Source organism: Luteibacter sp. 9133 (assembly GCF_000800155.1).
Taxonomy (GTDB): Bacteria; Pseudomonadota; Gammaproteobacteria; order Xanthomonadales; family Rhodanobacteraceae; genus Luteibacter; species Luteibacter mycovicinus.
In genome coordinates, this window is the sequence record NZ_JUHO01000001.1 from 454,915 (window position 1) to 480,712 (window position 25,798).

General features: G+C 65.8%; 25 protein-coding genes. 12 read left to right on the forward strand and 13 right to left on the reverse strand.

What is annotated here, in order from left to right; genetic code table 11:
- The first annotated feature begins 3 nt into the window (after positions 1-3).
- The 3 genes from tatB to FA87_RS19620 are packed head-to-tail and all read left to right on the forward strand — an operon-like array spanning position 4 to position 1,835.
- Positions 4-450: a Sec-independent protein translocase protein TatB gene (gene tatB / locus FA87_RS20145; protein WP_079520632.1), complete on the forward strand. Its 447-nt coding sequence runs from the start codon at positions 4-6 to the stop codon at positions 448-450.
- Complete coding sequence (gene tatC, locus FA87_RS01750; protein WP_036116310.1) at positions 437-1,198, forward strand: twin-arginine translocase subunit TatC; 762 nt, start codon at positions 437-439, stop codon at positions 1,196-1,198. The genes tatB and tatC overlap by 14 nt, the downstream gene beginning before the upstream one ends.
- Positions 1,199-1,202: 4 nt before the next feature.
- Positions 1,203-1,835 carry a hypothetical protein gene (locus FA87_RS19620; RefSeq protein ID WP_051944042.1) on the forward strand — a complete coding sequence of 211 codons (633 nt, stop codon included), beginning with the start codon at positions 1,203-1,205 and terminating at the stop codon, positions 1,833-1,835.
- 12 nt (positions 1,836-1,847) lie between these two features.
- Here the strand turns inward: FA87_RS19620 and FA87_RS01760 are convergent, their stop codons facing one another.
- Positions 1,848-3,206, reverse strand: coding sequence for a S41 family peptidase (locus FA87_RS01760; RefSeq protein ID WP_036116308.1), 1,359 nt, complete (start codon positions 3,204-3,206; stop codon positions 1,848-1,850).
- 14 nt (positions 3,207-3,220) lie between these two features.
- Complete coding sequence (locus FA87_RS01765) at positions 3,221-4,411, reverse strand: peptidoglycan DD-metalloendopeptidase family protein (RefSeq protein ID WP_036116306.1); 1,191 nt, start codon at positions 4,409-4,411, stop codon at positions 3,221-3,223.
- Between the two features lie 308 nt (positions 4,412-4,719).
- Here FA87_RS01765 and gltB point away from each other — a divergent pair, with 308 nt between their 5' ends.
- From gltB to FA87_RS01785, 4 genes are all read left to right on the forward strand, one after another.
- Positions 4,720-9,171, forward strand: a complete 4,452-nt coding sequence (gltB, locus tag FA87_RS01770; protein WP_043691997.1) for a glutamate synthase large subunit — start codon at positions 4,720-4,722, stop codon at positions 9,169-9,171.
- Positions 9,168-10,604 (forward strand): glutamate synthase subunit beta, encoded by a 1,437-nt coding sequence (locus tag FA87_RS01775; RefSeq protein ID WP_043691999.1) that lies wholly within the window; start codon positions 9,168-9,170, stop codon positions 10,602-10,604. The genes gltB and FA87_RS01775 overlap by 4 nt, the downstream gene beginning before the upstream one ends.
- 155 nt (positions 10,605-10,759) lie before the next feature.
- Positions 10,760-11,611, forward strand: a complete 852-nt coding sequence (locus tag FA87_RS01780; RefSeq protein WP_043692001.1) for an NRDE family protein — start codon at positions 10,760-10,762, stop codon at positions 11,609-11,611.
- A gap of 202 nt (positions 11,612-11,813) precedes the next feature.
- Positions 11,814-12,608: an SDR family oxidoreductase gene (locus FA87_RS01785; protein WP_036116299.1), complete on the forward strand. Its 795-nt coding sequence runs from the start codon at positions 11,814-11,816 to the stop codon at positions 12,606-12,608.
- Positions 12,609-12,705: 97 nt separating this feature from the next.
- On the opposite strand, the gene FA87_RS01790 is transcribed toward FA87_RS01785, so the two are convergent.
- Genes FA87_RS01790 through FA87_RS01800 form a run of 3 tightly spaced genes read right to left on the reverse strand, consistent with a single transcriptional unit; the run spans position 12,706 to position 13,921 of the window.
- A complete protein-coding gene (locus FA87_RS01790; protein WP_052191085.1) occupies positions 12,706-13,017 on the reverse strand; it encodes a hypothetical protein in 312 nt (103 codons plus the stop codon).
- The gene (locus FA87_RS01795) at positions 13,014-13,412 is read right to left on the reverse strand and encodes a YchJ family metal-binding protein (protein WP_043692003.1); all 399 of its coding nucleotides are present in this window, start codon (positions 13,410-13,412) and stop codon (positions 13,014-13,016) included. The genes FA87_RS01790 and FA87_RS01795 overlap by 4 nt, the downstream gene beginning before the upstream one ends.
- A gap of 5 nt (positions 13,413-13,417) precedes the next feature.
- Positions 13,418-13,921, reverse strand: a complete 504-nt coding sequence (locus tag FA87_RS01800) for a lipocalin family protein (protein ID WP_239709143.1) — start codon at positions 13,919-13,921, stop codon at positions 13,418-13,420.
- A 168-nt stretch (positions 13,922-14,089) separates the two neighbouring features.
- Between FA87_RS01800 and FA87_RS01805 the strand changes: the two genes are divergently transcribed.
- On the forward strand, positions 14,090-14,467 hold the full coding sequence (locus FA87_RS01805) for a hypothetical protein (RefSeq protein ID WP_043692006.1): 378 nt from the start codon (positions 14,090-14,092) through the stop codon (positions 14,465-14,467).
- Positions 14,468-14,481: 14 nt separating this feature from the next.
- Here the strand turns inward: FA87_RS01805 and FA87_RS01810 are convergent, their stop codons facing one another.
- The 5 genes from FA87_RS01810 to FA87_RS01830 form a co-directional block, all read right to left on the reverse strand.
- Positions 14,482-15,018, reverse strand: coding sequence for a HutD family protein (locus FA87_RS01810; protein WP_052191086.1), 537 nt, complete (start codon positions 15,016-15,018; stop codon positions 14,482-14,484).
- Positions 15,015-17,111 carry an ATP-dependent DNA helicase DinG gene (gene dinG, locus FA87_RS01815; protein WP_051944037.1) on the reverse strand — a complete coding sequence of 699 codons (2,097 nt, stop codon included), beginning with the start codon at positions 17,109-17,111 and terminating at the stop codon, positions 15,015-15,017. Before dinG ends, FA87_RS01810 begins: the two co-directional genes overlap by 4 nt.
- 67 nt (positions 17,112-17,178) lie before the next feature.
- Positions 17,179-17,460, reverse strand: coding sequence for a DUF2188 domain-containing protein (locus tag FA87_RS01820; protein ID WP_036116289.1), 282 nt, complete (start codon positions 17,458-17,460; stop codon positions 17,179-17,181).
- A 90-nt stretch (positions 17,461-17,550) separates the two neighbouring features.
- Positions 17,551-18,135, reverse strand: coding sequence for a DNA-3-methyladenine glycosylase I (locus FA87_RS01825; protein ID WP_043692007.1), 585 nt, complete (start codon positions 18,133-18,135; stop codon positions 17,551-17,553).
- Positions 18,132-18,626, reverse strand: a complete 495-nt coding sequence (locus tag FA87_RS01830; protein WP_036116287.1) for a DUF1993 domain-containing protein — start codon at positions 18,624-18,626, stop codon at positions 18,132-18,134. The genes FA87_RS01825 and FA87_RS01830 overlap by 4 nt, the downstream gene beginning before the upstream one ends.
- A gap of 124 nt (positions 18,627-18,750) precedes the next feature.
- Between FA87_RS01830 and FA87_RS01835 the strand changes: the two genes are divergently transcribed.
- From FA87_RS01835 to FA87_RS01850, 4 genes are all read left to right on the forward strand, one after another.
- On the forward strand, positions 18,751-19,698 hold the full coding sequence (locus tag FA87_RS01835; RefSeq protein ID WP_043692009.1) for an ABC transporter ATP-binding protein: 948 nt from the start codon (positions 18,751-18,753) through the stop codon (positions 19,696-19,698).
- On the forward strand, positions 19,695-20,456 hold the full coding sequence (locus tag FA87_RS01840; protein WP_043692011.1) for an ABC transporter permease: 762 nt from the start codon (positions 19,695-19,697) through the stop codon (positions 20,454-20,456). The genes FA87_RS01835 and FA87_RS01840 overlap by 4 nt, the downstream gene beginning before the upstream one ends.
- Before the next feature lie 70 nt (positions 20,457-20,526).
- The gene (locus FA87_RS01845) at positions 20,527-21,141 is read left to right on the forward strand and encodes an FUSC family protein (RefSeq protein ID WP_081996428.1); all 615 of its coding nucleotides are present in this window, start codon (positions 20,527-20,529) and stop codon (positions 21,139-21,141) included.
- Positions 21,119-21,817 (forward strand): VIT family protein, encoded by a 699-nt coding sequence (locus tag FA87_RS01850; RefSeq protein ID WP_036116283.1) that lies wholly within the window; start codon positions 21,119-21,121, stop codon positions 21,815-21,817. Before FA87_RS01845 ends, FA87_RS01850 begins: the two co-directional genes overlap by 23 nt.
- Positions 21,818-21,821: 4 nt before the next feature.
- On the opposite strand, the gene FA87_RS01855 is transcribed toward FA87_RS01850, so the two are convergent.
- The 3 genes from FA87_RS01855 to FA87_RS01865 all read right to left on the reverse strand — a co-directional run bounded on the left by FA87_RS01855 (position 21,822) and on the right by FA87_RS01865 (position 25,787).
- The gene (locus tag FA87_RS01855; protein WP_043692013.1) at positions 21,822-23,186 is read right to left on the reverse strand and encodes a diguanylate cyclase; all 1,365 of its coding nucleotides are present in this window, start codon (positions 23,184-23,186) and stop codon (positions 21,822-21,824) included.
- Between the two features lie 157 nt (positions 23,187-23,343).
- Entirely contained in the window at positions 23,344-24,606 is a 1,263-nt protein-coding gene (locus FA87_RS01860; RefSeq protein WP_043692015.1) for a tetracycline resistance MFS efflux pump, read from the reverse strand.
- Positions 24,603-25,787, reverse strand: coding sequence for a cation:proton antiporter (locus tag FA87_RS01865; protein ID WP_036116279.1), 1,185 nt, complete (start codon positions 25,785-25,787; stop codon positions 24,603-24,605). Before FA87_RS01865 ends, FA87_RS01860 begins: the two co-directional genes overlap by 4 nt.
- Between the last annotated feature and the right edge of the window lie 11 nt (positions 25,788-25,798).

Genomic DNA, 25,798 nt, shown 5'->3' on the forward strand with positions numbered 1-25,798 from the left:
GCCATGATCGAGATCAGCTTCGGTAAATTGCTGCTGCTCGCGGTGGTGGCGCTCATCGTGCTCGGCCCCGAGCGCCTTCCGCACGCCGCGCGTACGGCAGGTGCCCTGTTGCGGCGCATGCGCAACGGCTGGGACAGCGTCAAATCCGAGGTGGAGCGCGAGATCCAGGCCGAAGAGATCAAGCGCACGCTGCGCGAGACCGCCGAAAACGCGCGTGCCACGCATGACAGCGTGCGTGACGACATCCGCGCTGCTGGCAGCAGCGTCCGTGAAGACTTCCGTGCCGCCGCCGACGATGCCCGCCAGACCGGTGACCGTGTGCGCGACACCTTTTCCGATACCCCGGTAGCTCGCGTCGAGGGTCGTGAGCCCGACCCGGCGCGCGACATGCTGCCGCTGGCCCACGGCGACACCCCGCCGCCCAGGAACGAACCGCATGAGCGCAGCTGACTCCGATCCGTCCGGCGACGACGTGGTCGAAGAGGGTCTGTTTTCCCACCTGATCGAACTCCGTTCCCGCCTGCTCCGCGCCATCGTGGTGTTGCTCGTGGTGTTGCTGGCGCTGATGCCCGTCGCCAACCACCTGTATGCGGAACTGGCCAAACCGCTGGTCGAGCGCATGCCGCAGGGCGCGCATCTGATCGCCACGGAAGTCGCCAGCCCGTTCGTCACTCCCTTGAAGCTGGCTTTCTTCTGCGCGCTGTTCATCAGCATGCCGATGATCCTGTACCAGCTCTGGGCCTTCGTCAGCCCGGGCCTCTACAAGCACGAGAAGCGCCTGGCGCGCCCGTTGCTGGTGGCATCGCTGGTGCTGTTCTATTCGGGCTGCGCCTTCGCCTATTTCATCGTGCTGCCGGCGGCGTTCAAGTTTCTCAATGCCGTGACGCCCGACGGCGTGGCGATGATGACGGACATCACGCATTACCTCGACTTCGTCATGCTGATGTTCTTCGCCTTCGGTCTGTGCTTCGAAGTCCCGGTCGCGGTCGTGATCCTTGCCGCCATCGGCATCGTCGACGCCGAAAAGCTCAGCAAGGGGCGCGGTTACGCCGTCGTGGGCGCGTTCGCTATCGCCGCCTTCATCACGCCGCCGGATCTGCTCTCGATGGTGATGCTGGCCGTGCCGATGTGCATCCTGTACGAGCTCGGTTTGCTGGCCGTGAAGTTTCTTCTGAAACCACCGCCCGAGCAGGCGTGAGCCGATGGGCGTTTCGGTCGGTTGGCTGGCGGTCAAAGGCAAGGATGGCGATGCCGTCCTCGCCGCTCTCGACCTGGTCCGCAATGAGCAGACCACGACCGATCCGCGTCGAGGCTACGCCATCGAACTGCCGTCCGGCTGGTTTGTCGTCGTCACACGGTTCGCCTCGCCCCTGATCGCGGAGGAATCGCTGCGCCCGCTTTCGCGTGGCTGCACGGTGATCACCTGCGAACAGGAGGAGCACGTGATGGTCAGCGCCGCCACGTGCTACGTCGATGGCCTGCGCACCTGGCATGTCGAGCACGACGGGGAGGGCGACGACGTCCGTCACATCGTCTCGCATGGCGAACCACCGCCGGCCTTCGATGCCATCCACGCCCGTATCGAAGCATTGCAGGATGCCTCCGATGCCGAAGGCGACGATGTCGACCATTTTTATTCGCTGCCGCCCGAGCTGGCGCAGAGCGTGACCACCTTCGACGTGGACCTTCCCGCCAGCGCTTACGGCAAGCTGGTGTTCACCGGCTGGACGGCGAAAGAAACCCTGGCGCCGGGCGCCACTCCGCAGCTCCCACGGAAGCTGCGGCGTGAGATGGTCAAGGCCCGCGCCGCGCGTCCGTGGTGGAAGTTCTGGTAAGCGCCGGGGCGCTTACTTCGATACGTTACGGCCCAGCGACAAACCCTTCAGCACGTTGAGCGCCTGCGACAGCGGATAGTCTTCGATCGCTAGCTTGCCGTCGTCGTCGTTGGCGTTCTTGTCGTCCGACGACGCTTTCTCGTTCACCAGATGATTGGGCAGGTCCGCTTCCGAGCCGATCAGCGCGGGCGGCGTGTCGCTCTTGTTCACGGAGAGATCGGCCAGCGCGATGTCCGGCTTGATGCCTTCGGCCTGGATCGAGGTGCCGTTGGGGGTGTAGTAGCGTGCGGTGGTGATCTTCACCGCGTGGTCCTGATCCAGCGGCAACACGGTCTGCACCACGCCCTTGCCGAAGGTGCGACGACCCATGATGAGTGCGCGGTGGTTGTCCTTCAGTGCACCGGACACGATCTCGGCGGCGGAAGCCGTGCCGTTGTCCGTGAGGATGACCATCGGTGCGCCCTTGAGCAGATCGCCCGGGTGGGCATCGAAGTGCAGGTTGGCGTCCGGCAACCGGCCCTTGGTCGTGACGATGGTGCCCGAGTCCAGGAAGGTGTCGGCGACGCCGACGGCCGTGGTCAGCAGACCGCCCGGATTGGAGCGCAGGTCGAGCACGGCGCCCCGGGGCGCGCCGTTCTTCGCGATCCAGTCCGAAAGCTTCTTGTCGAGGTCGGTCGACGTGTCTTCCTGGAACTGGCTGAGACGGATGTAGACGTAGCCGGGGTCGAGCTGACGCAGCTTGACGCTGGTGACTGCGATGCGCTCGCGCACCAGCGGCATGTCGATCGGCTTGTCGGATTTCTCGTGCAGGATGGTGAGCGTGACCTTGCTGCCGGGATCGCCTCGCAGTTTCTTGAACGCGTCGTCGATGTTCTGGCTGTCGACGACCATGCCGTCGACCTTGAGGATGGTGTCGCCCGGCTTGATGCCAGCACGCGACGCGGGGGTGTCGTCGATGGGCGAAACGATCTTCAGCGCGCCTTCGACCTGCAGGACTTCGATGCCCAGACCGCCGTACTGGCCCGTGGTGTCCTCATCGAGTTCGTCGAGGCCTTCCTTGTCGAGGTATTCGCTGTGCGGATCGAGGTTCTGGAGCATGCCGCTGATGGCGGCTTTCATGATCGTCTTGTTGTCGAGCTTCTCGACGTAGGCCTGTCGAACGATCTGGTACACCCGCGTGAAATTGCGAATGTCGTCCAGATCGACGGCGTCGTCGGCCTGCGTGGCGACCTTCGCCGCCGTGGTCGACGACGCGGCGGGGGCGTCGGGCTGCTTCAGCGCGGGCTTCGCCTGCTGCGCCTGGACGGTGGGAACCGCGATCGCACCGGCGAGAGCCAGTGCGAGGGCGAGGCGAAGGGGGTGCTGACGCATGCCTGTCTCCGGGGTCAATGCTTCTTGCTCAACCAGCCACGCGCGTCGATGGGTTTGCCACCCTGGCGCAGCTCGAAGTACGCGCCGTTGTCGCCGGCGGGTGCGGCGGCGGTGCCGACCGCCTGGCCGGCCTCCACCGTGTCGCCCACGCCGTGCAGCAGCGTCTCATTATTGCCGTACATGCTCATGAATCCGTTGCCGTGGTTCACGATGATCATCATGCCGTAGCCACGCAGGAAGTTGGCGAAGACCACGCGGCCGCGCGCGACCGCTTTCACCTCGCTGCCGCGCGGCGCGACGATGATGACGCCGCTGCCGAACGCGTGCACCGGACCGTTGGCCGGCCAGGGCAGGTTGCCGCGCATGTTGCCCACCGGTGCCGCTGCGGGCGTGCCCTTGGGCGCAGGAGCTGCCTCGACGGCCGCCCGGGCCGCCTCGGCCTTCGCCGCGTCGTCGATCACCTTCTGCAGGCGGCCGACCAGTGAGTTCATGTCCTGCTCGTTCTGTTTCAGCGCGGCCATACGCTGGGCCTGGTCCTTGTATTTCGAGTCCGCCTCGGCCACCAGTTTCGCCTGGCTGGCGCGCTGCTTTTCCAGTTCCGCGGCGCGCGACTCGCGCTCCGCCCGCGTCGCCTCGAGCTTCTGCTGTTCGGCGGTGATGGCGGCTTCGACCTCCTGCAGGCGGGAAAGATCCGCAAGCAGGCCGCGGATCTTCTCGACCCGGTTGTCCTGAAAATATTTCGAGTAGGCCAGGGCGCGCGAGATCCGGTTGACGTCTTCGTCGCCGAGCAGGAGCTGCAGATCCGAGCCGCGTCCGAGCGTATAGGTCGCGCGGAGCAGGTCGCCGAGGGCGTCCTTCTGCTTCGAGAGGCCCGCTTCCATCTGTGCCCGCTGCGCGTTCAGCTGCTCCAGGTCGTGCTGGCGCTGCTGGAGGTCGCCATCCGTCTCGCGCACCGCCCTGGCGGCGGCGGATACCTGCTCGGCCTGTTTCGCCAGCGCGGCGTTGGCGCTGTCACGGGCGTTGGCGGTCTCGCGCTGCTCTTTCGTCAGGTTGTCGATGTCCTTGCGGACACCTTCGAGCTTTTGCCGTGCCTCGTCCTGCTGGGACCGCGTCTTGCCATCCTGCGCCGCGTGGGCGGGCAGGAGCGGCGTAAGCGTGGCGATGGCGAGGGTCAGGGCGAGTGGCAGACGGAAAGTTGGGCGCATAGGGTCGATTATTACCTATCCGGGCCCGGTAGGAGTCAGCCCTGCTGGCGATTCGGGGTCGCCTCGCCGTACGGCCTGGTATGCCCTGCAACCCGCCCCATGCCTCATTTTCCCCGACTGGTCTTTCGTTCCCTTCCGTAAGATTTCCGTTGGCTTTCCGTTTGGACGTCCGAACGCTTTGACGCGCCGCGACAAATGTGACTAAAGTGGGCCGCTAGTTTCCTGCGTATACGTGAAGAGTCGGCCGTTCCAGGTCGCGGGGCCACGTCTGCGTCACCCCAGCAAAACCAACGGCCACCAGGAGGCGGATGGTGAAGCAAGGCATTCCGCGCCTCTATGACGAGGCGTTCGAACACGACAGCTGCGGCTTCGGTATCGTCGCGCAGATCGACGGTCACGCCAGCGCGAAGCTGGTCGACACCGCATTCGACGCACTCGCGAAACTTTCCCACCGTGGTGGCGTCAACGCCGACGGTATAAGCGGCGACGGCTGCGGTGTGCTCATTCGCCGTCCTGTCGAATGGCTGCGCGCGCTCGCCGGCGAAGCGGGCGTGACGCTCGCCACCCATTTCGCCGCGGGCGTGGTCTTCCTCGACCCGAACGGCGACGACACCGGCGCTCGTGTGCTCGAGGCCGAGCTGGCCGCCGTGAATCTTTCCGTCGCCGGCTGGCGCGACGTCGCTGTCGACACGGATGCCTGCGGTCCGCTGGCGTCGTCTTCGATGCCACGCGTGCGACAGATCTTCGTCGACGCGCCGGGCGACCTTTCGCCGGCGAAATTCGAAGCCGCACTGTTCCGTGCGCGTCGCCGCACCGAGCTGCAGCTGGCCGACGACAAGCAGTTCTATGTGGTCTCGCTCTCGGGCGAGGTCGTGGGCTACAAGGCGATGGCGGCCCCCGGTCGTCTTCGTCAGGTCTATCCGGACCTCGCGCACCCGGCGCTGGTCGCCGACGCGGTGGTCTTCCACCAGCGTTTCTCGACCAACACGTCGCCGCAGTGGCGCCTCGCCCAGCCGTTCCGCCTGCTCGCGCACAACGGCGAGATCAACACCATTCGTGCCAACCGTCGCTGGATGCAGGCCCGCACGGCCGTCATGCGTTCCGAGCTCGTCGATCTGTCCGACATCGGTCCGCTGGTGCGCCAGAGCGGCTCGGATTCGGAAAGTCTCGACAACGCGCTCGAAGTGCTGCTCATGGGCGGCATGGATCTGCTCACCGCCATGCGCGTGCTCGTGCCGCCGGCTTACGCCGCGCGCGAAGACATCGACGAAGATCTCGCCGCGTTCTACGAGTATTACGCGCTGCATAGCGAGCCGTGGGACGGCCCCGCCGGTCTGGTGATGTGCGACGGCCGTTACGCCGCCTGCACCCTGGACCGCAACGGCCTGCGTCCCGCGCGCTGGGCGTTGTCCGACGACAATCATCTGATCGTGGCGTCCGAGGCCGGTCTGTGGGACGTCCCGTCGTCGCGTATCGTCGCCAAGGGTCGTCTTGCGCCCGGCGAGATGATCGCCGTGGACTTCCGCGAGCACCGTCTGCTGCGTGACGCCGACATCGACGCGATCAACCGCCAGCGGGCACCGTTCCGTGACTGGCTGCGCGACGGCGTGACCTATCTCGAGTCCGACCTGATCGATCCGAGCCTGGCGGCGGAACCGCTGCCCGCCGACGAACTGCGCCGCTACCAGAAGCTCTACGGCCTGTCGCGCGAAGAGTGCGAGTCGGTGCTGAAGGTGCTGGCCGAAACCGAGGCGGAAGCCACGGGCTCGATGGGTGACGACACGCCGATGGCCGTGCTGTCGCGACAGATCCGTCCGCTGTTCGATCGCTTCCGCCAGGGCTTCGCCCAGGTGACGAATCCGCCGATCGATCCGCTGCGCGAGCGCCTGGTGATGTCGCTGGTTACCCAGATAGGCCAGGAACGCAACATCTTCGATCTCGGCCCGGAGAACGCGAAGCAGATCCTGCTCAACTCGCCGATCCTTTCGCAGCGCAAGCTGCGTCAGATCCTGGCGAATGAGGACTATGCGGACACGCCACGTTTCGACCTCATGTACGGCGCGGACGAAACGCTCGAGCAGGCGCTCCTGCGTATCTGCGACGACGTCGAGAAAGCCGTGCGCGCGGGCGTGCGTATCGTGTTCCTCAGCGACCGCTATCCGCGCCGCGATCTGTTGCCGATTCATTCGCTGCTGGCCACCGGTGCCGTGCATGCGCGTCTGGTCGACAAGGGCCTGCGCTGTCAGTGCAACATCATGGTCGAGACGGCGACGCCGCGCGATCCGCATCACTTCGCGTGTCTGCTCGGTTTCGGCGCCACCGCGATCTACCCGTGGCTGGCCTACCAGAGTCTGTTCGACATGGGCCGCAGCGGGCACATCCGCAACGGCGAAGGCGCTCCGCGCGAGATCGGCCGCAACTACCGTCGCGGCATCCGCAAGGGCCTGCTGAAGATCCTGTCGAAGATGGGTATCTCCACGGTGGCGGGCTATCGCGGTGCGCAGCTGTTCGAGATCGTCGGTCTGGCGCCGGAAGTCGTCGCAGCCTGTTTCCCGGGCACGCCGTCGCGTATCGGCGGGTCCACCTTCGCCGACCTCGAGCAGGAGCAGCGTCTGCTCGCTGCCGAAGCCTGGGACGAAGCGCACGCGCTGCGTGCCGGTGGCCTGTTCAAGTACGTGCACGGCGGCGAGTTCCACATGTACAACCCGGACGTCATCGCCAGCCTCCAGGTGGCGGTACGTACGGGCGACTACGCCGACTACGCCAAATACGCGCGTTACGTCGACACGCGTCCGCCGTCCGCACTGCGCGATCTGCTCGTGCCACGCGCGACCACGCCCATTCCGCTGGACGACGTCGAACCGGTCGAGGACATCCTCAAGCGTTTCGACTCCGCCGGCATGTCGCTCGGTGCGCTGTCGCCCGAAGCGCACGAGGCGCTCGCTATCGCGATGAACCGCCTCGGCGCCCGCAGCAACTCGGGTGAGGGCGGTGAAGATCCCGCGCGCTACGGCACCGACCGCGCGTCCAAGATCAAGCAGGTGGCCTCGGGGCGTTTCGGCGTCACACCGACGTATCTGGTCAATGCCGAAGTGCTGCAGATCAAGATCGCCCAGGGCGCCAAGCCGGGTGAGGGCGGTCAGCTGCCGGGTCACAAGGTCGACGCGACCATCGCTCGTCTTCGTTACGCGAAGCCGGGTATCGGTCTGATCTCGCCGCCGCCCCATCACGACATCTATTCCATCGAAGACCTCGCCCAGCTGATCCACGACCTCAAGGAAGTGAATCCGCAGGCGCTGATCTCGGTGAAGCTCGTCTCGCACGCGGGCGTCGGCACTGTGGCCGCCGGTGTGGTCAAGGCGGGCGCGGATCTGATCACGGTTTCCGGCCACGACGGCGGTACCGGTGCCAGTCCGCTCACCTCGATCAAGTACGCGGGTACCCCGTGGGAGCTGGGTCTGGCGGAGACGCAACAGACGCTTCGCCTCAACGACCTGCGCGGTCGCGTGCGCCTGCAGACCGACGGTGGTCTGAAGACCGGTCTCGATGTCATCAAGGCGGCGATGCTCGGCGCCGAAAGCTTCGGCTTCGGCACCGGTCCGATGGTCGCGCTCGGCTGCAAGTACCTGCGTATCTGCCATCTGAACAATTGCGCGACGGGCGTCGCCACGCAGCACCCGATCCTGCGGCAGAAGCACTTCCTCGGGCTGCCCGACATGGTGATGAACTACTTCCGCTTCATCGCGGAGGACGTGCGCCAGCATCTCGCGCAACTGGGTGTCCGCTCCATCGCCGAACTCATCGGCCAGAGCGGTCGCCTCGAGCAGCGTGACGGCGTGACGCCGGTGCAGGAACGCCTCGATCTGTCGCCGCTCATCAGCGAAGACGGCATGGGTGAGAAGGTCGACTTCGCCTGCACCTTCGCGCGTAACCCGATGCGCGACCCCGCGGCGCTCGCCAGTCGCATCGCGGCGGAAACGCGCGAAGCGGTGAAGGATGGCCTGGGCGGCACGTTTACCTACCCGATTGCCAACACGGATCGCGCCATCGGTGCGCGGCTGTCCGGTGACGTCGCCCGTCGCTGGGGCGATATGGGCATGGCGGGCAAACCGGTGAACCTGCATCTGCTCGGCGCGGCGGGGCAGAGTCTCGGTGCGTGGAACGCCGCCGGCGTCAACATCGATCTGATCGGCGAGGCCAACGACGGCGTCGGTAAGGGTATGGCAGGTGGCCGTCTGGTCATTCGTCCGCCGGCCGATTCGCCGTTCGCCAGCCAGGACGCCTCGATCATCGGCAATACCTGTCTGTACGGCGCAACCGGTGGCGAACTGTTCGCCGCGGGTCAGGCCGGCGAACGCTTCGCCGTGCGCAATTCCGGCGCATTGGCCGTCGTCGAAGGCGCGGGCGACCATTGCTGCGAGTACATGACCGGTGGCGTCGTCGCCGTGCTGGGTCGCACCGGACTGAACTTCGGCGCCGGCATGACCGGCGGTTTCGCGTACGTGCTGGACATGGAGCGCAATTTCGTCGATTGCTACAACCACGAACTCGTCGACATCGTGCGCATCTCTCACGAAGGCATGGAACATTACATGCAGCATCTGCGCCAGCTGATCGCCCGCCACGCCGAACTCACCGACTCCGCCTGGGGTCGCAAGGTACTCGGCGATTTCCGTGGCCTGCTGCAGCGCTTCTGGATGGTGAAACCCAAGGCCGCGAGTCTCGACGCGCTGGCCGAAGAACTGCGGAGTGCGGCATGAGTTCGAAGGACTTCCGCTTTCTCGAAATCCCCCGCCAGACGCCGCGTACGGTGCCGGTCGCGGTGCGCGTGCTCGGCTACGGCGAGATCTCCGGCGACTTCGCGTCGTCGGAAGCCGCATCGCAGTCGGAGCGTTGTATCGACTGCGGTAACCCGTATTGCGAGCACGCCTGCCCGGTGCACAACTACATCCCGAACTGGCTGAAGCTGGTGCAGGACGGCCGTCTGTTCGAGGCGGCGACGCTGATGCACGAGACCAATCCCTTGCCGGAGATCTGCGGTCGCGTCTGTCCGCAGGATCGTCTCTGCGAGGGTGCATGCACGCTCGAACAGGGTGACTTCGGTGCCGTCACCATCGGCAGCGTCGAACGCTGGGCGACGGACGAAGCGATTCGTCAGGGCTGGCGCCCCGATCTGTCGCGTGTGAAGGAAACCGGTGCGCGCGTCGCCATCGTCGGTGCGGGTCCCGCTGGTCTGGCCTGCGCGGATCGCCTGCGTCGCGCCGGTATCGCCGCCGATGTGTTCGACAAGTATCACGAGATCGGTGGTCTGCTGACCTTCGGCATTCCGCCCTTCAAGCTCGACAAGTCGGTCGTGCGCACGCGCCGCATGGTGCTCGAAGGTATGGGCGTGACCTTCCGCCTCGGCATCGAGATCGGTCGCGACATCGCGTTCGACGAGTTGCTGGCCGATTACGACGCCGTGTTCGTCGGTACCGGCGCATACACCTATGTCGACGGCCAGCTCGACGGTCGCGATCTGGTGGGTGTGCACGACGCGCTGCCGTTCCTCATCGCCAACACCGACCGTCTGTTGCGCGAAGAAGAGCCGGCCGCCGAATACGATCTCGCCGGCAAGCACGTCGTCGTGCTCGGCGGTGGCGATACCGGCATGGACTGCAACCGCACGGCGATCCGTCTCGGTGCGGCGTCGGTCACCTGCGTCTATCGTCGCGACGAGCCCAGCATGCCGGGCTCGCGTCGCGAAGTCGGTTACTCCCGCGAAGAGGGCGTCCGCTTCCTGTTTCAGCGTCAGCCGACGGCCCTGGTCGGTGAAGATGGCCGTGTGAAAGCCGTTCGCGTCGTCGAGACCCAGCTGGTCGAAGGCGACGACGGCCGTCCGCGTCCGCAGAACGTACCGGGCAGCGAAACCGATCTGCGCGCCGACGTCGTCATCCAGGCCTTCGGCTTTCAGGCGAGTCCGCCCGACTGGTGCGACACGTTCGGCATCGAGCGCGATCGCAGCGGTCGCATCGTGGCCGGTGGCGAAGGCCGCCTGCCGCTGCAGACCAGCAATCCGCGCGTCTTCGCCGGCGGCGACAACGTGCGCGGTGCGGATCTGGTGGTGCGTGCCGTCTACGACGGTCGCGAAGCCGCCGCCTCCATCGCACGCATGCTCGCCGCGAAGAAAGCCGAGATCACCGTCGCGGCGTGAGCGTGCCGGTGGCACCGGCGAACCGTTGCCACCGTGTTCTGGTGGGAGCCAGCCCGGTGCTCCCAGCGGGCCGTCGGCTCCTGCCAGGCCGGTGTCCACAGGACGGCTCGAGGGCGCACAATAGCCGCAATGCTTCCCCAGGCTCCGACCCCCTCATGTGCCTGATCGCCTTCGCCTGGCGCGCCCATCCGCGCTGGCGCCTCGTGCTCGTCGCCAACCGCGATGAATTCCACGCCCGTCCCACCGCGCCACTCGGCCCCTGGGACGAGGCACCGCAGATCCTCGCCGGCCGTGATCTCGAAGCCGGGGGGACCTGGGCCGGCGTCGCTCCCGATGGCAGGGTCAGCGTCATCACCAACGTCCGTGACATGACCGCCGACCATAGCGGCCTCTCCCGTGGCCTGCTGGTCGCGGACTACCTCGGCTCCACGTTGCCGGCGCGGACGCACGCGATCGAACTCATGGCGAGCGCGCGGGACTACCGGCCCTTCAATCTGCTGACCTTCGATCGCGACGACGCGTATTACTTCGGCAATCATCCCGTTGCCCGCGCGCAGCCGGTCGAAGGCGGCGTGCACGGCCTGAGTAACGCGGACTTCAATGCGCCCTGGCCGAAGACACGTGCACTTGTAGGTCGCCTATCCGATTGGCTGAAGCATGGCGCGGGCTACGACCTCGCGCCCAACGCAAGCGCTGAAGGCAACACCAGCCGCGCAGCCAACGCCGTCGGCGCCAGTGCGAGTGCGGACGGCGCATTGGAACCGCTCTTCGCCATGCTCTCCGATCAGGGCCGCTGGCCCGATGACGTGCTCCCCGACACCGGCATCGGTATCGAGCGGGAGCGCTTTCTCTCCAGCGCCTTCATCGTAGGTGAGGCCTACGGCACCCGCGCCAGCACGGTCATCCTCGTCGACCACGAGGGCCGCACCACCATCGCCGAACGTCGCTTCGGTCCCAACGGCGTCCCCCAGGGCGAAACCCGCCTCACCGCCGATCCGGCCGTTTAACCCGGACGCCGGTCCAAACGCCGAGTCTTGCGATGCCCCTGTAGGAGCCAGCCCTGCTGGCGATTCCCGCGCCAGCGGGCACCCCATCACGCCCCTTTCTTGGCCCCAGCGCGAAAGTCTTTCCTCCGGTCAGCGATTGATCCCGTCCCACACCGCCCCGACGATGATGGAGGTCTACCCCTCATCCATCCGGAGCCACTCCATGAACATCGACCTCAGCAAGCGCAGCGCCATCGTCACCGGTTCCACCGCGGGCATCGGCCTGGCCATCGCGACCGGCCTCGCCGTCGCCGGCGCCAGCGTTGTCATCACCGGCCGCACCCAGGGTCGCGTCGACGAAGCGATCGCCGCCGTAAAGAAGGCCGCGCCGAATGCGACCGTCACGGGCGTCGCCGCCGATCTCGGCACGGCCGAGGGTGCCGCGGCCCTGATCAAGGCCGTCCCCGATACCGACATCCTGGTAAACAACCTCGGCATCTTCGAGCCGAAGGATTTCTTCGCCATCGACGACGCCGAGTGGAGCCGCTTCTTCGAAGTGAACGTGAACTCCGGCGTGCGTCTGTCGCGTCACTACGCCAGGGGGATGGCCGAGCGTGGCTGGGGTCGCGTGCAGTTCATCTCCAGTGAGTCGGGCGTCCAGGTACCGGCTGAGATGGTCCATTACGGCGTGACCAAGACGGCGCAGCTCGGCGTGTCGCGTGGTCTCGCTGAGGTGCTCTCGGGCACCGGTGTCACGGTCAACGCCATCCTCCCGGGTCCGACCTTGTCCGAAGGTGTGAGCGAGTTCTTCGGTAAGATCGCGAAGGATCAGGGGACGACGATGGAGGCGGTCGAAAAGGACTTCATCCAGACGCATCGTCCGACGTCGCTGATCAAGCGCCTGCTGAGCGTTGAGGAAGTCGCCAACGCGTCGGTTTACCTCGCGTCCGAGCAGGCGTCGGGCACGACAGGTGCGGCCATTCGTGTCGATGGTGGCGTGACGCGGTCCATCATCTGATCGGGTGGGCTGCTGCCGCAGCCCATCGCCGACAGGGTTGGCTCCCACCGAAACCGGCACCTGGTCGGAGCCAGCCCACTGGTGAGAACACGCCGCCTCAGTCGGTCAGCTGACAGACGATCCTCAGAAACGCCCCATCATCGCGCTGAAAATCCGACCGTGCACCGTGAAACCGCTCGTCGGATAAAGCGATCGACTCCACCCGATCCATCCGGAACGTCTTCCACCCCTGCGGTGCACCGGAAGCGCTGCCGCCGCTGACCTGATAAGCGCTGAGCAACCGGTCACCGGAATGGTCGTCGCCATACACATGGGGCTGCACGACACGCTGCGCACCGCCGTATCCGACCACGAGCAAGCGCCGCTCACGAATGGCACGACAAACAATCGCGCCGGAATCGGGCGTCATGCGCCCAGATCGCCGTCCACGTAAAACCAGCGCCCGTCTTCGCGTACGAAACGGCTCGTCTCGTGCATCCGCTCAGCACTGCCACCGCCCATGCGCAGGCGTGCGACGAAGGCGACGATCGCCGTATCGGGCGAGGGACTCTCGTGCCGCTTCACAGTCAGACCCAGCCACGTGGGCTTGGGAGACTGACTCGCGAGTCCAAGTGCCGCAGGACGCGTCGATACATGCCAGGTGGCAAGCAGGTAGTCCTCGAGTCCGAGGACGTAAGCGGTGTAGCGCGAGCGCATCAGCGCTTCGGCCGTAGGCGCGGGCACACCGCCATGCCATCGGCCGCAGCATGCGACGTAGGGCGTATCGAGCCCGCAGGGGCAGGTAGCGGGGCTTGCGCTGCTCATTCGCGTTACTCGACTTTTCCGGACGTGATCAGAGGCGCGAGATCGTAGCCCATCGCCACCGCCTGCGCCTTCAGGGCCTCGAACGTTTTCCGGTCCAGCGTAGGCTCCCGGGACAGAATCCACAGGTACTTGCGCCCCGGCTGCCCCACCATCGCCCAGCGATAGTCGTCGTCCAGCGCGATGACCCAGTAATCCGCCCAGACCAGGGGCACCCACGACAGCCAGGCTGGCGCGAAGCGCACCTGCAGCTTGCCCCGTGAATACGGCTCAGGCCGACGAGCCACGCCGTCGCTGGCGATGGTCTTCCCCTCCGCCGTGACGCATGCGTTGCGCACGGCCACCGTGCCGTCGGGATTCGGGGTGTAATGCGCGGTAACGTCCTTCTCGCACTTCCGCTGGAACCACATGGGCAGGCGGGCGATCTCGTGCCACGTTCCGGCATAGCGCTGCAGGTCGAGATCGGAGACGGCCGTGACCGGCGTGCTCGCAAGGGCACCGGTCGAGGCCATGGACAGGAGAAGGGCCGTGAGGGCAGAGCGCATGGCGGAGATTCCGTTGGGGCGACCCCCTACGATGCGTATCGGGGGTGAACCCCGTTTGAATTTGCGATCGACGCTGGGTAACGTCGCGCCATGGATCACCGATCACCCCCTGCCCGAAGGCCCCTGCTCCGGCGCTTGCGCGACCGGTTCGGCGCGCGCGGCACGGTGCACCTGGACCGCGAGGCGCAGGTCATCGTGCATTGCCCGGCGCGTTTCCACGCCACGGAACTGGCGCTGGAGCAGGTGACGCGCGTCGAGGCGGGCAACCGCGACGATGGCTCGTTCGAAACGGTTTTCCTGTATTTCCACGCGGAAGGCGTTTCGCCACTGGCCGTGTCCGAGAACGACCGGGGATTCACCGAACTGGTCCGCGACCTCGGAAAGGCGTTCCCCGGCATCGGGGACTGGCAGGCCGCCGTGCCTCCGGTGGCCTTTCAGCTCACGTCCGTCGACCTGTGGAAGCGGGAAGAGCCCCAGGCGCCGGAAGATCCGGCGGTCGACCACGTCGCCTGATCGAATCGGTCGGGTCAGGCGATCCGGATCAGAAGGGCGGTCGCGTTATCGCACAGCGTCACTGACTGAGGAGCGATAGCCGTGTCGCCCTGAGCGCAGGCCTCGCCATCGATGGTTGCCTCGCCGCGCGCGACATGCAGCAACGCGATGTTCGAGCCGTCCATCGTAACGGGCCCGCGCACGACATCGATCCGTCCCGAGGCATGGCCGCGCCGCACCATGAGATTGAAGTCACGCGTCGCGCCGCCGGCAAGCCGCACGTCCACACGTGCCTCACCCACAAACGCAAACGGCTCGCAGGGGGTCGTCAACGCATGCTGACGCTCACCGTCGAGGGTCATCGTGAATCCATCGCCTTCGATGAGAACGATCGTGCGATCGATGCCTGCGAACACCGAGAACGGCGAGGCCGTATCCACGTCGGCGATGCTCACACGCCACAGAAAATCATCCATCGTCGCGCCCGGCGGCTCGACCACGATCTCACGCGTGATGCCGAGGCCGTTCTTCCACGGCACGGCTTTCAATGCGTCGAAGCGGACGATGCTCATGCCACGCGCTCGATATCGCGTGCGAATGGCGGCAGCGCGCGCAACATGCCGGTGCCGTAGCGCTTGGTGATCACGCGACGGTCGAGCAGCACGATGCGCCCCGTATCCGTCTCGGTACGAATCAGCCGGCCGCAGTACTGCGTGAGAATACGCGTCGCGTCCGGCACGCTCACCTCGATAAACGGATTGCGTCCGCGCGACTCCAGCCACTCCGCATAGGTCGCGCCTACCGGATCGGTCGGCACGGCAAACGGAAGCTGCGTCACGACCACGGTCTCGCACAGCTTGCCGGGCAGATCGAGGCCCTCGCCGAACGAGGCCAGACCGAACAGCGTGCTGCCCTTGCCGGCTTCGATGTCTTCGCGATGCTCGGTAATGAGCTGCTGCTTGGACAACGAACCCTGCGCGCGCACCTTGCGCACGAACTCGATCGGCAGGGTCTGCAACACACGGTCGAGCTTGGCGCGCGAGGTGAACAGCACCAGGTTGCCCGCGTTCCAGTCCAGATTCTTCGCCAGCCACTCGGAGATTTCCCGAGCGTGGCCTTCCCGATCGTCCGGCAACGTGCGCATGCTCGGCACGCTCAATGTCGCCTGATTCTCGAGATCGAATGGCGATGGAAGGCTCAGCGTGACGGCCTCGTTGGGCAGTCCGACGGAGTCCGCAAACCCCCGGAAATTTCCGCCCGCGCTCAACGTGGCCGAGGTCATGACCACCGCCGATGCGTTGTCCCACAGTACGTTACGCAACAGGCCACCCGCGGATACCGCGGATGCATGACAGACTAGCTGCTGCTCCGGCGTCATCGTGACCCAGCGCGCCAGCGGCGGACCGTTCTCGCGATCCTCGGTCGACCAGGCATACCAGGTCTTCACCTGGCGCTCGAGGCGTTCGAGCGCGATGCCCAGCTCGCGCGACAGCGCTTCCTGCGTGGGGCCGCCCGCTTCCATCTCGACGACGGTGCGGCGCACGGTGCGCAGCCAGCGCTGGATGTCCCGCGTGATCAGGTGCAGATGCTCGGCGTGCATCTTCCAGTTTTCCGGAAGCTGGCCCAGCGACGCGCGGAAGACGGGCTCGGTTTCGTTGGACGACGGCGTCCACGTCATGCGGATCTCGCGCTCGATTTCTTCGAGCGCGTTGGACATGGCCACCATCTTCTCGTCGCCGGCTTCCAGCGTGAGGTTGCCGATGCTCTCCTTGTCGGTGAGCGAATAGGCGCCGTGAATCTGGTTCTGCAGACGACCGATGCGACGCACGGCCGTGGCGAGGTGCACATCGGCCGCGCCACGGTCGATGGCCTTGGCAGGCACGTGGTGCGCCTCGTCGAAGATGTAGAGGGTGTCTTCCGGCTTCGGCAGGATGACGCCGCCGAAGGTGTCTTCGTCGCGCGGCATGGTCAGGTCGGCCAGCACCAGATCCTGGTTGGCGACCACGATGTCGGCCTCGCCGATGGCGCGGCGGGCGACGAAGAACGGGCACACCGCGAAGGCGCCGCATTTGCGTCCCGTGCAACCGCCGGCGCTGGTCGTGATCATGCCGCGGACCAGATCGGACAGAGGCTCCGGGCTGGTGTCGATGTCGCCGCTCCACTCGCGCGACTCGAAGGCCTTGCCGAGCTTCTCGACCGCCTTGGTGTCGCGCTCCGCCGGTGGCCGTGACCACAAGGCGAGATCGGCGTCGAAATCGAAACCGGTCTGGGCGGCGGGTTCGGCACCGGCCATGCGCAGATTGCGCGGGCACAGGTAACGGCCACGGCCCTTGGCCAGCGCAATCTTGGCCTCGACGCCGCACAAGCTGAGGTATTGGGGAATGTCGCGCTGGACCAGCTGCTCCTGCAGCGCCACGGTTGCCGTCGCGATGACCAGCTTCTTCTTCTGGGCCCGGGCGACTTCCAGGCCAGCGATGAGGTAAGCCATCGACTTACCCGTGCCGGTCGGCGCCTCGATCACCGCGGCGCCCGCCGGTTCGGCCAGCGCCTTGGCGACCTCCGCGATCATCTTCAGCTGCGCCGAACGGCCGCGGAAACCCGCAAGCCCGTCCTTCAGCCGCGTGTAGGCAGCGCGGATGGCGGCTTTGGTGTCGTCGGTGAGCATCGATGGGCGCAAAAGAGGAAGAGGCAACCGGTCAAGGTTACCTCATCGACGTCTCACCCCATGACGCTCAGGCGTGACGGTTGATCCCGGCGGGCGACGCAGGGAGGCCTGCCACCAGCCCGGCGACCACGTAGGTGTGTTCTTCCCACGTGCCATCGGCTTGCTGAACGTGGATCTCCACGGGGAGGCCGAGGCTGTCGGAGAGGCCCGGCGCGAGCGCCTCCGCGGCGGCGATGGCCATGGCCTGACTGGCGTAGCGGCCAAGCGGTGACGAGGCACGGCGGACGATCCACGGTCCCTGTGTCGATTCGCAGTGCGGAATGAACAGCTGGGCGGAACTCGAAGCCATGGGACCCTCACAGATGGTTGGGTGGACCAGACGGAAAACGCCGCGTGGCGGCGTTGAGTCGAACCTACGCCTTCCCGGCTAAAAAAGGCGTTAACCCTTGTCCGGTAAGGGCTTACGCGATAGCTCGGTGCGCCTGAAGCAGGCCGGGGCGTGGCTGTTGATCATCCCGGTGGCTTCCATCCAGGCGAACACGATGGTCGGTCCGACGAAGGTGAAACCGCGTTTCTTCAGGGCTTTGGATGCCTGCTCCGACAGTGGACTGTTCGGTGGCACCGGCCCTTCCCAAAGCATGGGGTCACCCCCTACGAAGTTCCAGCAGAAACCGGCGAAATCCTCGCCAGCCTCCCGCATGGCCACGTAGGCCTTCGCGTTGCCGATGGTGGCGCCTATCTTGGACCGCGAGCGGATGATTCCCGGATCGGCCAACAGCCGCTCGATCTCGCGTGGACCGTAGGCCGCGACGACGTCCGGATTGAATCCTTCGAACGCCTGCCGGAAGCCGTCGCGACGCGCCAGGATGGTTCGCCACGACAGCCCCGCCTGGAAACCGTCCAGAACCAGCTTCTCCCATAGCCGCCGGCCGTCGCGCTCGGGCACGCCCCATTCGCGGTCGTGGTACCCGCGCAGCAGGTCGTCGGTCTCACCCCAGGCGCAACGGCATCGGCCGTCACTCATCCGGCAAAGCCGAGGTAATCCAGCTTGCCGATGGCGACGCCGTTATGGCGCAGGATGTCGTACGCGGTGGTCACGTGGAAGAAGAAGTTGGGGATGCCAAAGGTCAGCAGGTACTCCTGCGCCGAGAAGTTGTATTCCTTATCCTTGAACTTGCGCGTGATCGTGCGCGATTCGCCCGCGTCGATGGCGGCGCGGTCCACGGATTCGATCCAGGCGACGGTCGCATCGATGCGCTTGCGCAGGTCGGCGAAGGTGGTTTCGTTGTCCTCGAACGACGGCGGCTGCACCTCACCCACGCGGGCCACGGCGAACTTGGCGGTATCGCTGGCGCGCTGGATCTGGCCCGCGAGGCTGAGCATGTCCGGCGCTAGACGGGCATCGATCAGGACGGAAGCGTCGGCCTGGGCCTCCGCCTTGGTGAGCAGGTCGGACAGGACGCGGAAGCCGCGGACGAAGACGGGAACCGTGGCGTCGTAGAGCGAGATGGACATGGCAGGGCCTTTGGGTGGGCAATCGCGTTCGATCTGGGGCCGCCGCGCCGATCCACAAGGTCTCGCCCCATGCTCCGCATGGGTCTACCATCGGCCGTCTTACCCATCGACATCGCGGGTTCCCATGGATGCCACCACCGCCGCGCCCGACGCCATCGTCGCGATCCGCGGATTGACCAAAGAATACAAAAGCGGGCTGCGCGCACTGAACGGCGTGGACCTCGACATCAAGCGGGGCGAGATCTTCGCGTTGCTCGGCCCGAACGGCGCCGGCAAGACCACCCTGATCAGCATCGTCTGCGGCATCGTCAACGGCACCGGCGGCAGCGTGACCGTCGACGGTCATGACATCCGCAAGGACTTCCGCGCCGCGCGCGGCCTGATCGGGCTGGTGCCGCAGGAGCTGTCCACGGATGCCTTCGAAACCGTCTGGGCCACGGTGAAATTCAGCCGCGGCCTGTTCGGCAAGGCGCCCAACGCCGTGCACCTGGAACGCGTCCTGCGCGATCTGTCGTTATGGGAAAAACGCGACTCGAAAATCATGGCGCTGTCCGGCGGCATGAAGCGCCGCGTGCTGATCGCGAAGGCGCTGGCGCACGAGCCTCGCGTGTTGTTCCTCGACGAGCCCACGGCCGGTGTCGACGTCGAACTGCGCCACGACATGTGGCAGATGGTCCGTCGCCTGCGCGAGTCGGGTGTCACCATCATCCTCACCACGCATTACATCGAAGAAGCGCAGGAGATGGCCGACCGCATCGGCGTCATCAATCGCGGCGAAATCGTCATCGTGGAAGAGAAGCACACTCTCATGCGCAAGCTGGGCAAGAAGCAGCTGACGCTGTCCCTGCAGAGCCCGCTGACCGCCGTGCCCGAAGGCCTGAACGAGTGGCCGCTGGAGCTGAGCGCGGATGGCCAGTCCCTGACGTACACGTTCGATACGCAGGGCGACGATACCGGTATCGCCGTGCTGCTGCGCAAGCTCAACGAGCTGGGCATCGATTTCAAGGATCTCCATTCGAGCGAGAGTTCCCTCGAAGACATTTTCGTAAGCCTGGTGAGGGGTGGCGTATGAATATCCACGCGATCCGTGCCATCTACCGCTTCGAAATGGCCCGCACGTTCCGCACGCTCACCCAGAGCATCGCCTCACCGGTGCTGTCCACGTCGCTGTACTTCGTCGTCTTCGGCGCGGCGATCGGCTCGCGCATGGGCGCCATTGGAGGCGTCAGCTACGGTGCTTTCATCATCCCCGGCCTGATCATGCTGTCGTTGCTCAACGAGAGCGTCTCCAATGCATCGTTCGGTATCTATATGCCGAAATGGGCGGGCACGATCTACGAACTGCTTTCGGCGCCGGTGTCCTATGTCGAAGTCGTCATCGGCTACGTCGGTGCGGCGGCCACCAAGTCGGTGATTCTCGGGCTGCTGATCCTTGTGACCGCACGCTTGTTCGTGCCTTACGAGATCCAGCACCCCGTGTGGATGATCGGCTTTCTGCTGCTGACCGCGGTGACCTTCAGCCTGTTCGGTTTCATCATCGGTCTGTGGGCGGATGATTTTCAGAAACTGCAGGTGGTGCCGTTGATGGTGATCACGCCGCTGACCTTCCTCGGCGGCAGCTTCTATTCCATCTCGATGTTGCCGCCGATGTGGCAGAAGATCACCTTGTTCAATCCGGTGGTCTATCTGGTCAACGGTTTTCGCTGGAGCTTCTACGGCCAGGCCGACGTCAACGTGCTGGTGAGCGTGGGAGCGACGGTGGGGTTCCTGGTCGTCTGCCTCGCCGTGGTCTGGTGGATCTTCCGTACCGGCTGGAAACTGAAGTCCTGAAGTCCCCTGCTCGTGTAGGAGCGCGCCCCGCGCGCGATTTCTCCACACACCATGCGGTTACGATGGTGGCATGAGCGAGACCGACTCCCGAACCGAGACCGAGCGCCGGACGACCCGCCTGCATCGCGCGCAGTCGATGCTGGACCGCATGTTCCGCACCATGCCGCTGGGCGGCCGGGTGCGCACCGGCGTGTTCATGGCGCTGAAGACGGTTCTCGCCGCCAGCGTGGCTTACGGCATCGGCCATGCGCTGCACACGGGTCAGGCCTTCTGGGCCGCGATCAGCGCCATCGCGGTCATTCAGCCCCATTTCGGCGATACGCGTGGCGCCGGTCGCGATCGTATCCTCGGGACCGCCTTCGGTGGCGTGGCCGGGCTGCTCGGCCTCTGGGTCGGCGGCGGTGGCGACCTGCTTTCCTTCGCCGTCGGGCTGGGCGTCGTCACTATTGCCTGCTGGACCGCCAATGCGGGTGCCGCGGCACGCGTGGGTGGCATCACGGCCGCCATCCTGCTCCTCGTGCCCAGCGATGGCCCCGTTTGGGAAACCGCGCTCTATCGACTGGGTGAAGTCTTGCTGGGTACGGCCTGCGCCCTGGGCATCGGCTGGCTCGTGGCGTTCGCGGAAGAGCGCGCTGACGAGAACAAGAAGAAGGAAGAAGACGATGCATCGCATACGACACCATGAGCATCATCGCCTGGACCGTATCGGCTGGCTCCGCGCCGCCGTGCTCGGGGCCAACGACGGGATCCTTTCCACGGCGAGCCTGCTGGTCGGCGTGGCATCCGCCAAGGCCGGTGGCAGCCAGGTCCTGCTGGCCGGTGTCGCTGGGCTGGTCGCCGGCGCGATGTCGATGGCGGCGGGTGAGTATGTCTCCGTGCGTTCGCAGGCCGACAGTGAGCACGCCGAGCGTCAGCTCGAATCGATCGAACTGGCCGAAGATCCGGTGGGCGAGCATCGCGAGCTGACCGAGATCTACGTGCATCGCGGTCTGGACCGCAAGCTTGCCAGTGAGGTCGCCGATCAGCTGATGGCGCACGACGCGTTGGGTGCGCATCTGCGCGACGAGCTCGGCATGTCGGATGCGACGGCTGCGCGGCCATTGCAGGCTGCCGCGGCGTCGGCGGCCAGCTTTGCCGTCGGCGCGATTCTGCCCATCGCGGCTGCCGCGCTGGTGCCTCGCGTGGCAATGACACCCGCGATCATCGTCGTCTCGTTGATCGCTCTCGCGGCGCTCGGGGCGATGTCGGCACGGCTGGCAGGCGCCGGCATGCTTCGCGGCATGGTGCGCATCGTGTTCTGGGGCACCGCCGCGATGGTGCTGTCCTCGACGGTCGGGCGTATCTTCGGCGTGGCGACGTAGCGGGCTAGCCGATGACGCAGCGGTTCCGTCCGCCGTTCTTGGCGGTATAGAGCGCAAGGTCGGCGCGATCGAACACCGTCTGGGGTGTATCGCCCGACTGGAACTGCGTCAGACCGATGGAGGCGGTGACCCGCACCGGCTGCCGGCTGGCGTGGAAGGCCAGGTGCTGGATCTTCCCGCGCAGGCGCTCGCAGACCTGCAGCGCTTCATGCTCGTCGGCGCCATCGAACACCACGATGAACTCCTCGCCACCGTAGCGGGCGACGAAGTCGCACGGGCGCACGTGCTTCACCAGGGCCTGGCCGATGATGCGCAGCACGGCGTCGCCGGCGGTGTGGCCGTAGGTGTCGTTGATGCTCTTGAAGTGGTCGATGTCGATCGCCGCGACGCACAGCGGGCGGGATGCCGTCTTCCATGCCTCGAACGCCACCTCGATCCGCTTTTCGTAAGCAAGGCGGTTGGGCATGCCGATCATCGTGTCGGTCTGGGCCAGCTCGTGCTCGCGTTCGAGCGAACGCTGCAGGGCGTTGCGTTCGGTTTCGAGCTGTTCGATGCGCAGGCGCATCTTTTCGGCACGGTCACGGTACGCCGTAAGACGGCTGCCTTCGCGATCGCGGAACTCGCGGAAACAGGCGGCAATCTTTTCGATGCTTTCGCCGACGCGCTCGCGCAGGTCGTGAATGTCGTCCAGTTCCAGGGCGGCTTCGTCCAGCAGGCGCATCTCGTGACTTACCGAGGCGTCCAGCGCCTGGCCATTGGCCTCTCCGGTGGACTGGTCGGCGAGCTCGCGCGACATGTACTGGCTCATCTCGTCGAGACGGCTGGTGACATGGCGAAGCACCGCCTGAAGCGCGTCGATTTCCCGCTGAAGGCCGATCCGCTGCTCGTTGACCAGATCCGCGAGGCGATCACCGCACGCCGCCAGGGCGACCAGGTCGCCGGCGTCCGCCACATCGTGACGGAGGTCGTTGGCGCGGTCAGCCAGCTTCGGCAGGACGACGATACGATCGACCAGCCGGCTCAGCGCCGACTGCACGGAGGATCCGTGCTCGGTGCGCTGGGGGCGGGTGATCGGGATGGAGCGTTCTTCGATGGCGTTCTGCGGGCGCTCGCCCAGCCTGTCCAGCGCCTGGCTCAGGTCGTTGACCAGTGGCTCGAGTACCATGGCGTCGACGGGGCCGTGCAAGGCCGAAGACAGTTGCTCGATATGCGGATCGAGCTGGTCGTTCGAGCCGTGCGCCGCGCGGCCAAGGCAGCCGACCAGCTGGCGCAGCAGGGACTCGGCGGTCTTCCACTGGGTTTCCTCACGGGTCAGCCGGTCGACCGCCTCGTGATATTTGCTTTCCCACAACTGGTTGTCCAAACGCACGCCCCAGCCGTCGCGTGATAGGTCGAAATTCTGCCCATGATACGACGGCGATTGCGAATTAGCTCACGTTTTCGCGGGTAGCGCCGTAGGGGCGGCTCGTCCATCACCTGACCCTGGCGAAGGGCACGCCGAGGCGGTCATGGACCGCCTGAGCGTGTCAGGGGCTCGTTACGCTGGGGCTCTCCTGCCGGGTAGCCCGCGCGGCGATAACCGCTCCAACCCCGACCAGCGCAGCGGCCAGCAGGAACGGGACGCCCGGCATATGCACGCGCCGCTCCGGCGCGATCGCGAAGGCGAAGATCTGCGCAAACAGATATGGCCCGAAGATCCCGGCGAAGCTGCCCAGGCTGGTCACGGCGCCTTGCAGACGACCCTGCTCATCGGGCGCCACATGGCGCGTCATGATCGACTGGATCGGCGGTCCGGACAGCCCCCACAGTGACAGCAGCGGAATACCGATCAGGAATACCCATCCGGTCGTGGCGAAACCCATGACGGCGAATGCCACCACACCGAACGACAGCCCCGCGACCATGACCCGTCGCTCCCCGAAGCGCGCAGTCAGTCGACCGGTGAGGAATGCCTGCACCGATCCATCGCAGGCGCCGACGAGCGCGAGCACATACCCCACCGCCTGGGGACCCCAGTGATAACGGTAGTCGGCATAGAGGACGAACACCGTCTGTAAAACGTAGTGCCCGAGGTAGAACAGGAACATCACGACCGACAGACCGAAAATCTCGCGATGCCGGCGAAGCATCTTCAGCGAGCCCAGTGGACTTGCGCTGTGCGGTTCGAAGCGTGCGCTGCGCTTCTCCACCGGTAGCGACTCCGGCAGGATGAAATACCCGTAAAGGAAGTTCGCCAACGCCAGACCCGCGGCGACCCAGAACGGCAGACGCAGATCGAACCCGCCAAGAAATCCCCCGAGCGCCGGTCCGATGATGAAGCCGATACCGAACGCGCCGCCAAGCATGCCGAAGGCCGCCGCGCGTTTTTCCGGCGGCGTGACGTCGGCGATGTAGGCATTGGCCGTGGTGAAGCTGGCGGCGGTCATGCCGGAGATGACGCGCCCGACGAACAGCAGCCACAACGAAGGCGCCACGGCCATCAATACGAAGTCGAGCCCAAGCCCGAGATTCGAAAGCAACACGACAGGGCGACGCCCGAAGCGGTCCGACAACGCCCCCTGGATCGGCGACGAAATGAACTGCACCGCGGCGAAGACCGTACCGAACACACCGACCCACCACGCCGCGTTCGATACGGTATTGCCGGTCATCTGTTCGATGAGGTGCGGCAACACCGGAATGATGATGCCGAACGCCAGAATGTCGATCAGCACCGTGACGAAGATGAAGATCACGGCGGCGCGGCGCACCGGTGTGTGCGTCGTGCTCTTCGGTTCCGTCGTACTCATGGGGTGAAGTGCTTCAGCCGCGGTTTGACGATCGGGGTGGTCAGCATGGTGCTGGCCACCGCCATCAGCAGCAGCGCGGTGAATGTCTCGCTGGTGATGATGTGACGGTCGAGCAGCACGTTGACGAAGATGATCATGATCAGCGCCTTGGTCTGCAGCAGCCAGCCGATGGTCCAGGCATCGCCACGTGCCCAGCCGAGCAGCTTACCGGCGATGCCGACGCCGGCCAGCTTGCCCACGACGGAGGCGACCAGCAGCAGAGCCGCGGCGGCGAACACCGCCGTGCCTCCGACCTGCCAGTTCGTTCGCAGACCGGTGGACAGGAAGAACACCGGCATGATGACGAGCAGGACGTTGTGACGCAGGCCGTCGAGCTTCTCGAGCGTGAACCAGTCACGTTCCATCACGGCGCCCGCAAGGAAGGCTCCGACCATGAAGTGCAAACCGCACCAGTCGGCACCGTAACCACACGCGGCCAGCCAGATCAGACCGATGAAATAGCGGTCCGGCTCCGGCACACGTGCCATCAGCCGCCGGAATGCGGCGGAGGCGACAGCGAACACGGCCAGGAAGGCCACCTGATGGCCGACACGTTTCCAGTCGAGCAGGATGATCGCCAGCACCGCCCAGATCGCGAGATCGTCCAGGCTCGCATAACGCAGCACACGCTGTCCCAGCGGTGCCCGCAGAATACCCATCTTCTCCATCAGCAGGATGAGGATCGGTAGCGCGGTCACGGCGCAGGCCATGCCGATGCCCAGCACGAATTGCCACGTCGTCGCCGCTTCACCCATCCATCCCCCGCGCCAGGCCAGCATCGCCAGCGCGGCAAGGCAGCCGGTCGCAAGAGGCACGCCGAGGGCGAGGGCGGCCGTGGTCCCGCATTCACGGCGTTGCTTCCAGGCGTCGCGCAGGTCGAGCTCGATGCCGGCGATCCAGACGAAGACCATCACAGCCCACCAGGCGATGCCGTTGAGGGCACCGATGACGGGCGGCGCGAATACCGTCGTGTAGTAGTCGGGGAAGACCTTCCCCAGCACGCCCGGCCCCAGCAGGATCCCGGTAAGGATCTGCACCACCACCAGCGGTGCCCAGTAATCGGTCCGAAAGACGCGCCAGATCAGATAAGGCACGCCAAGAATGATCGTCATCGCGATCAGGAACAGTTCCGTCGTATTCATCCGTCCTCTCC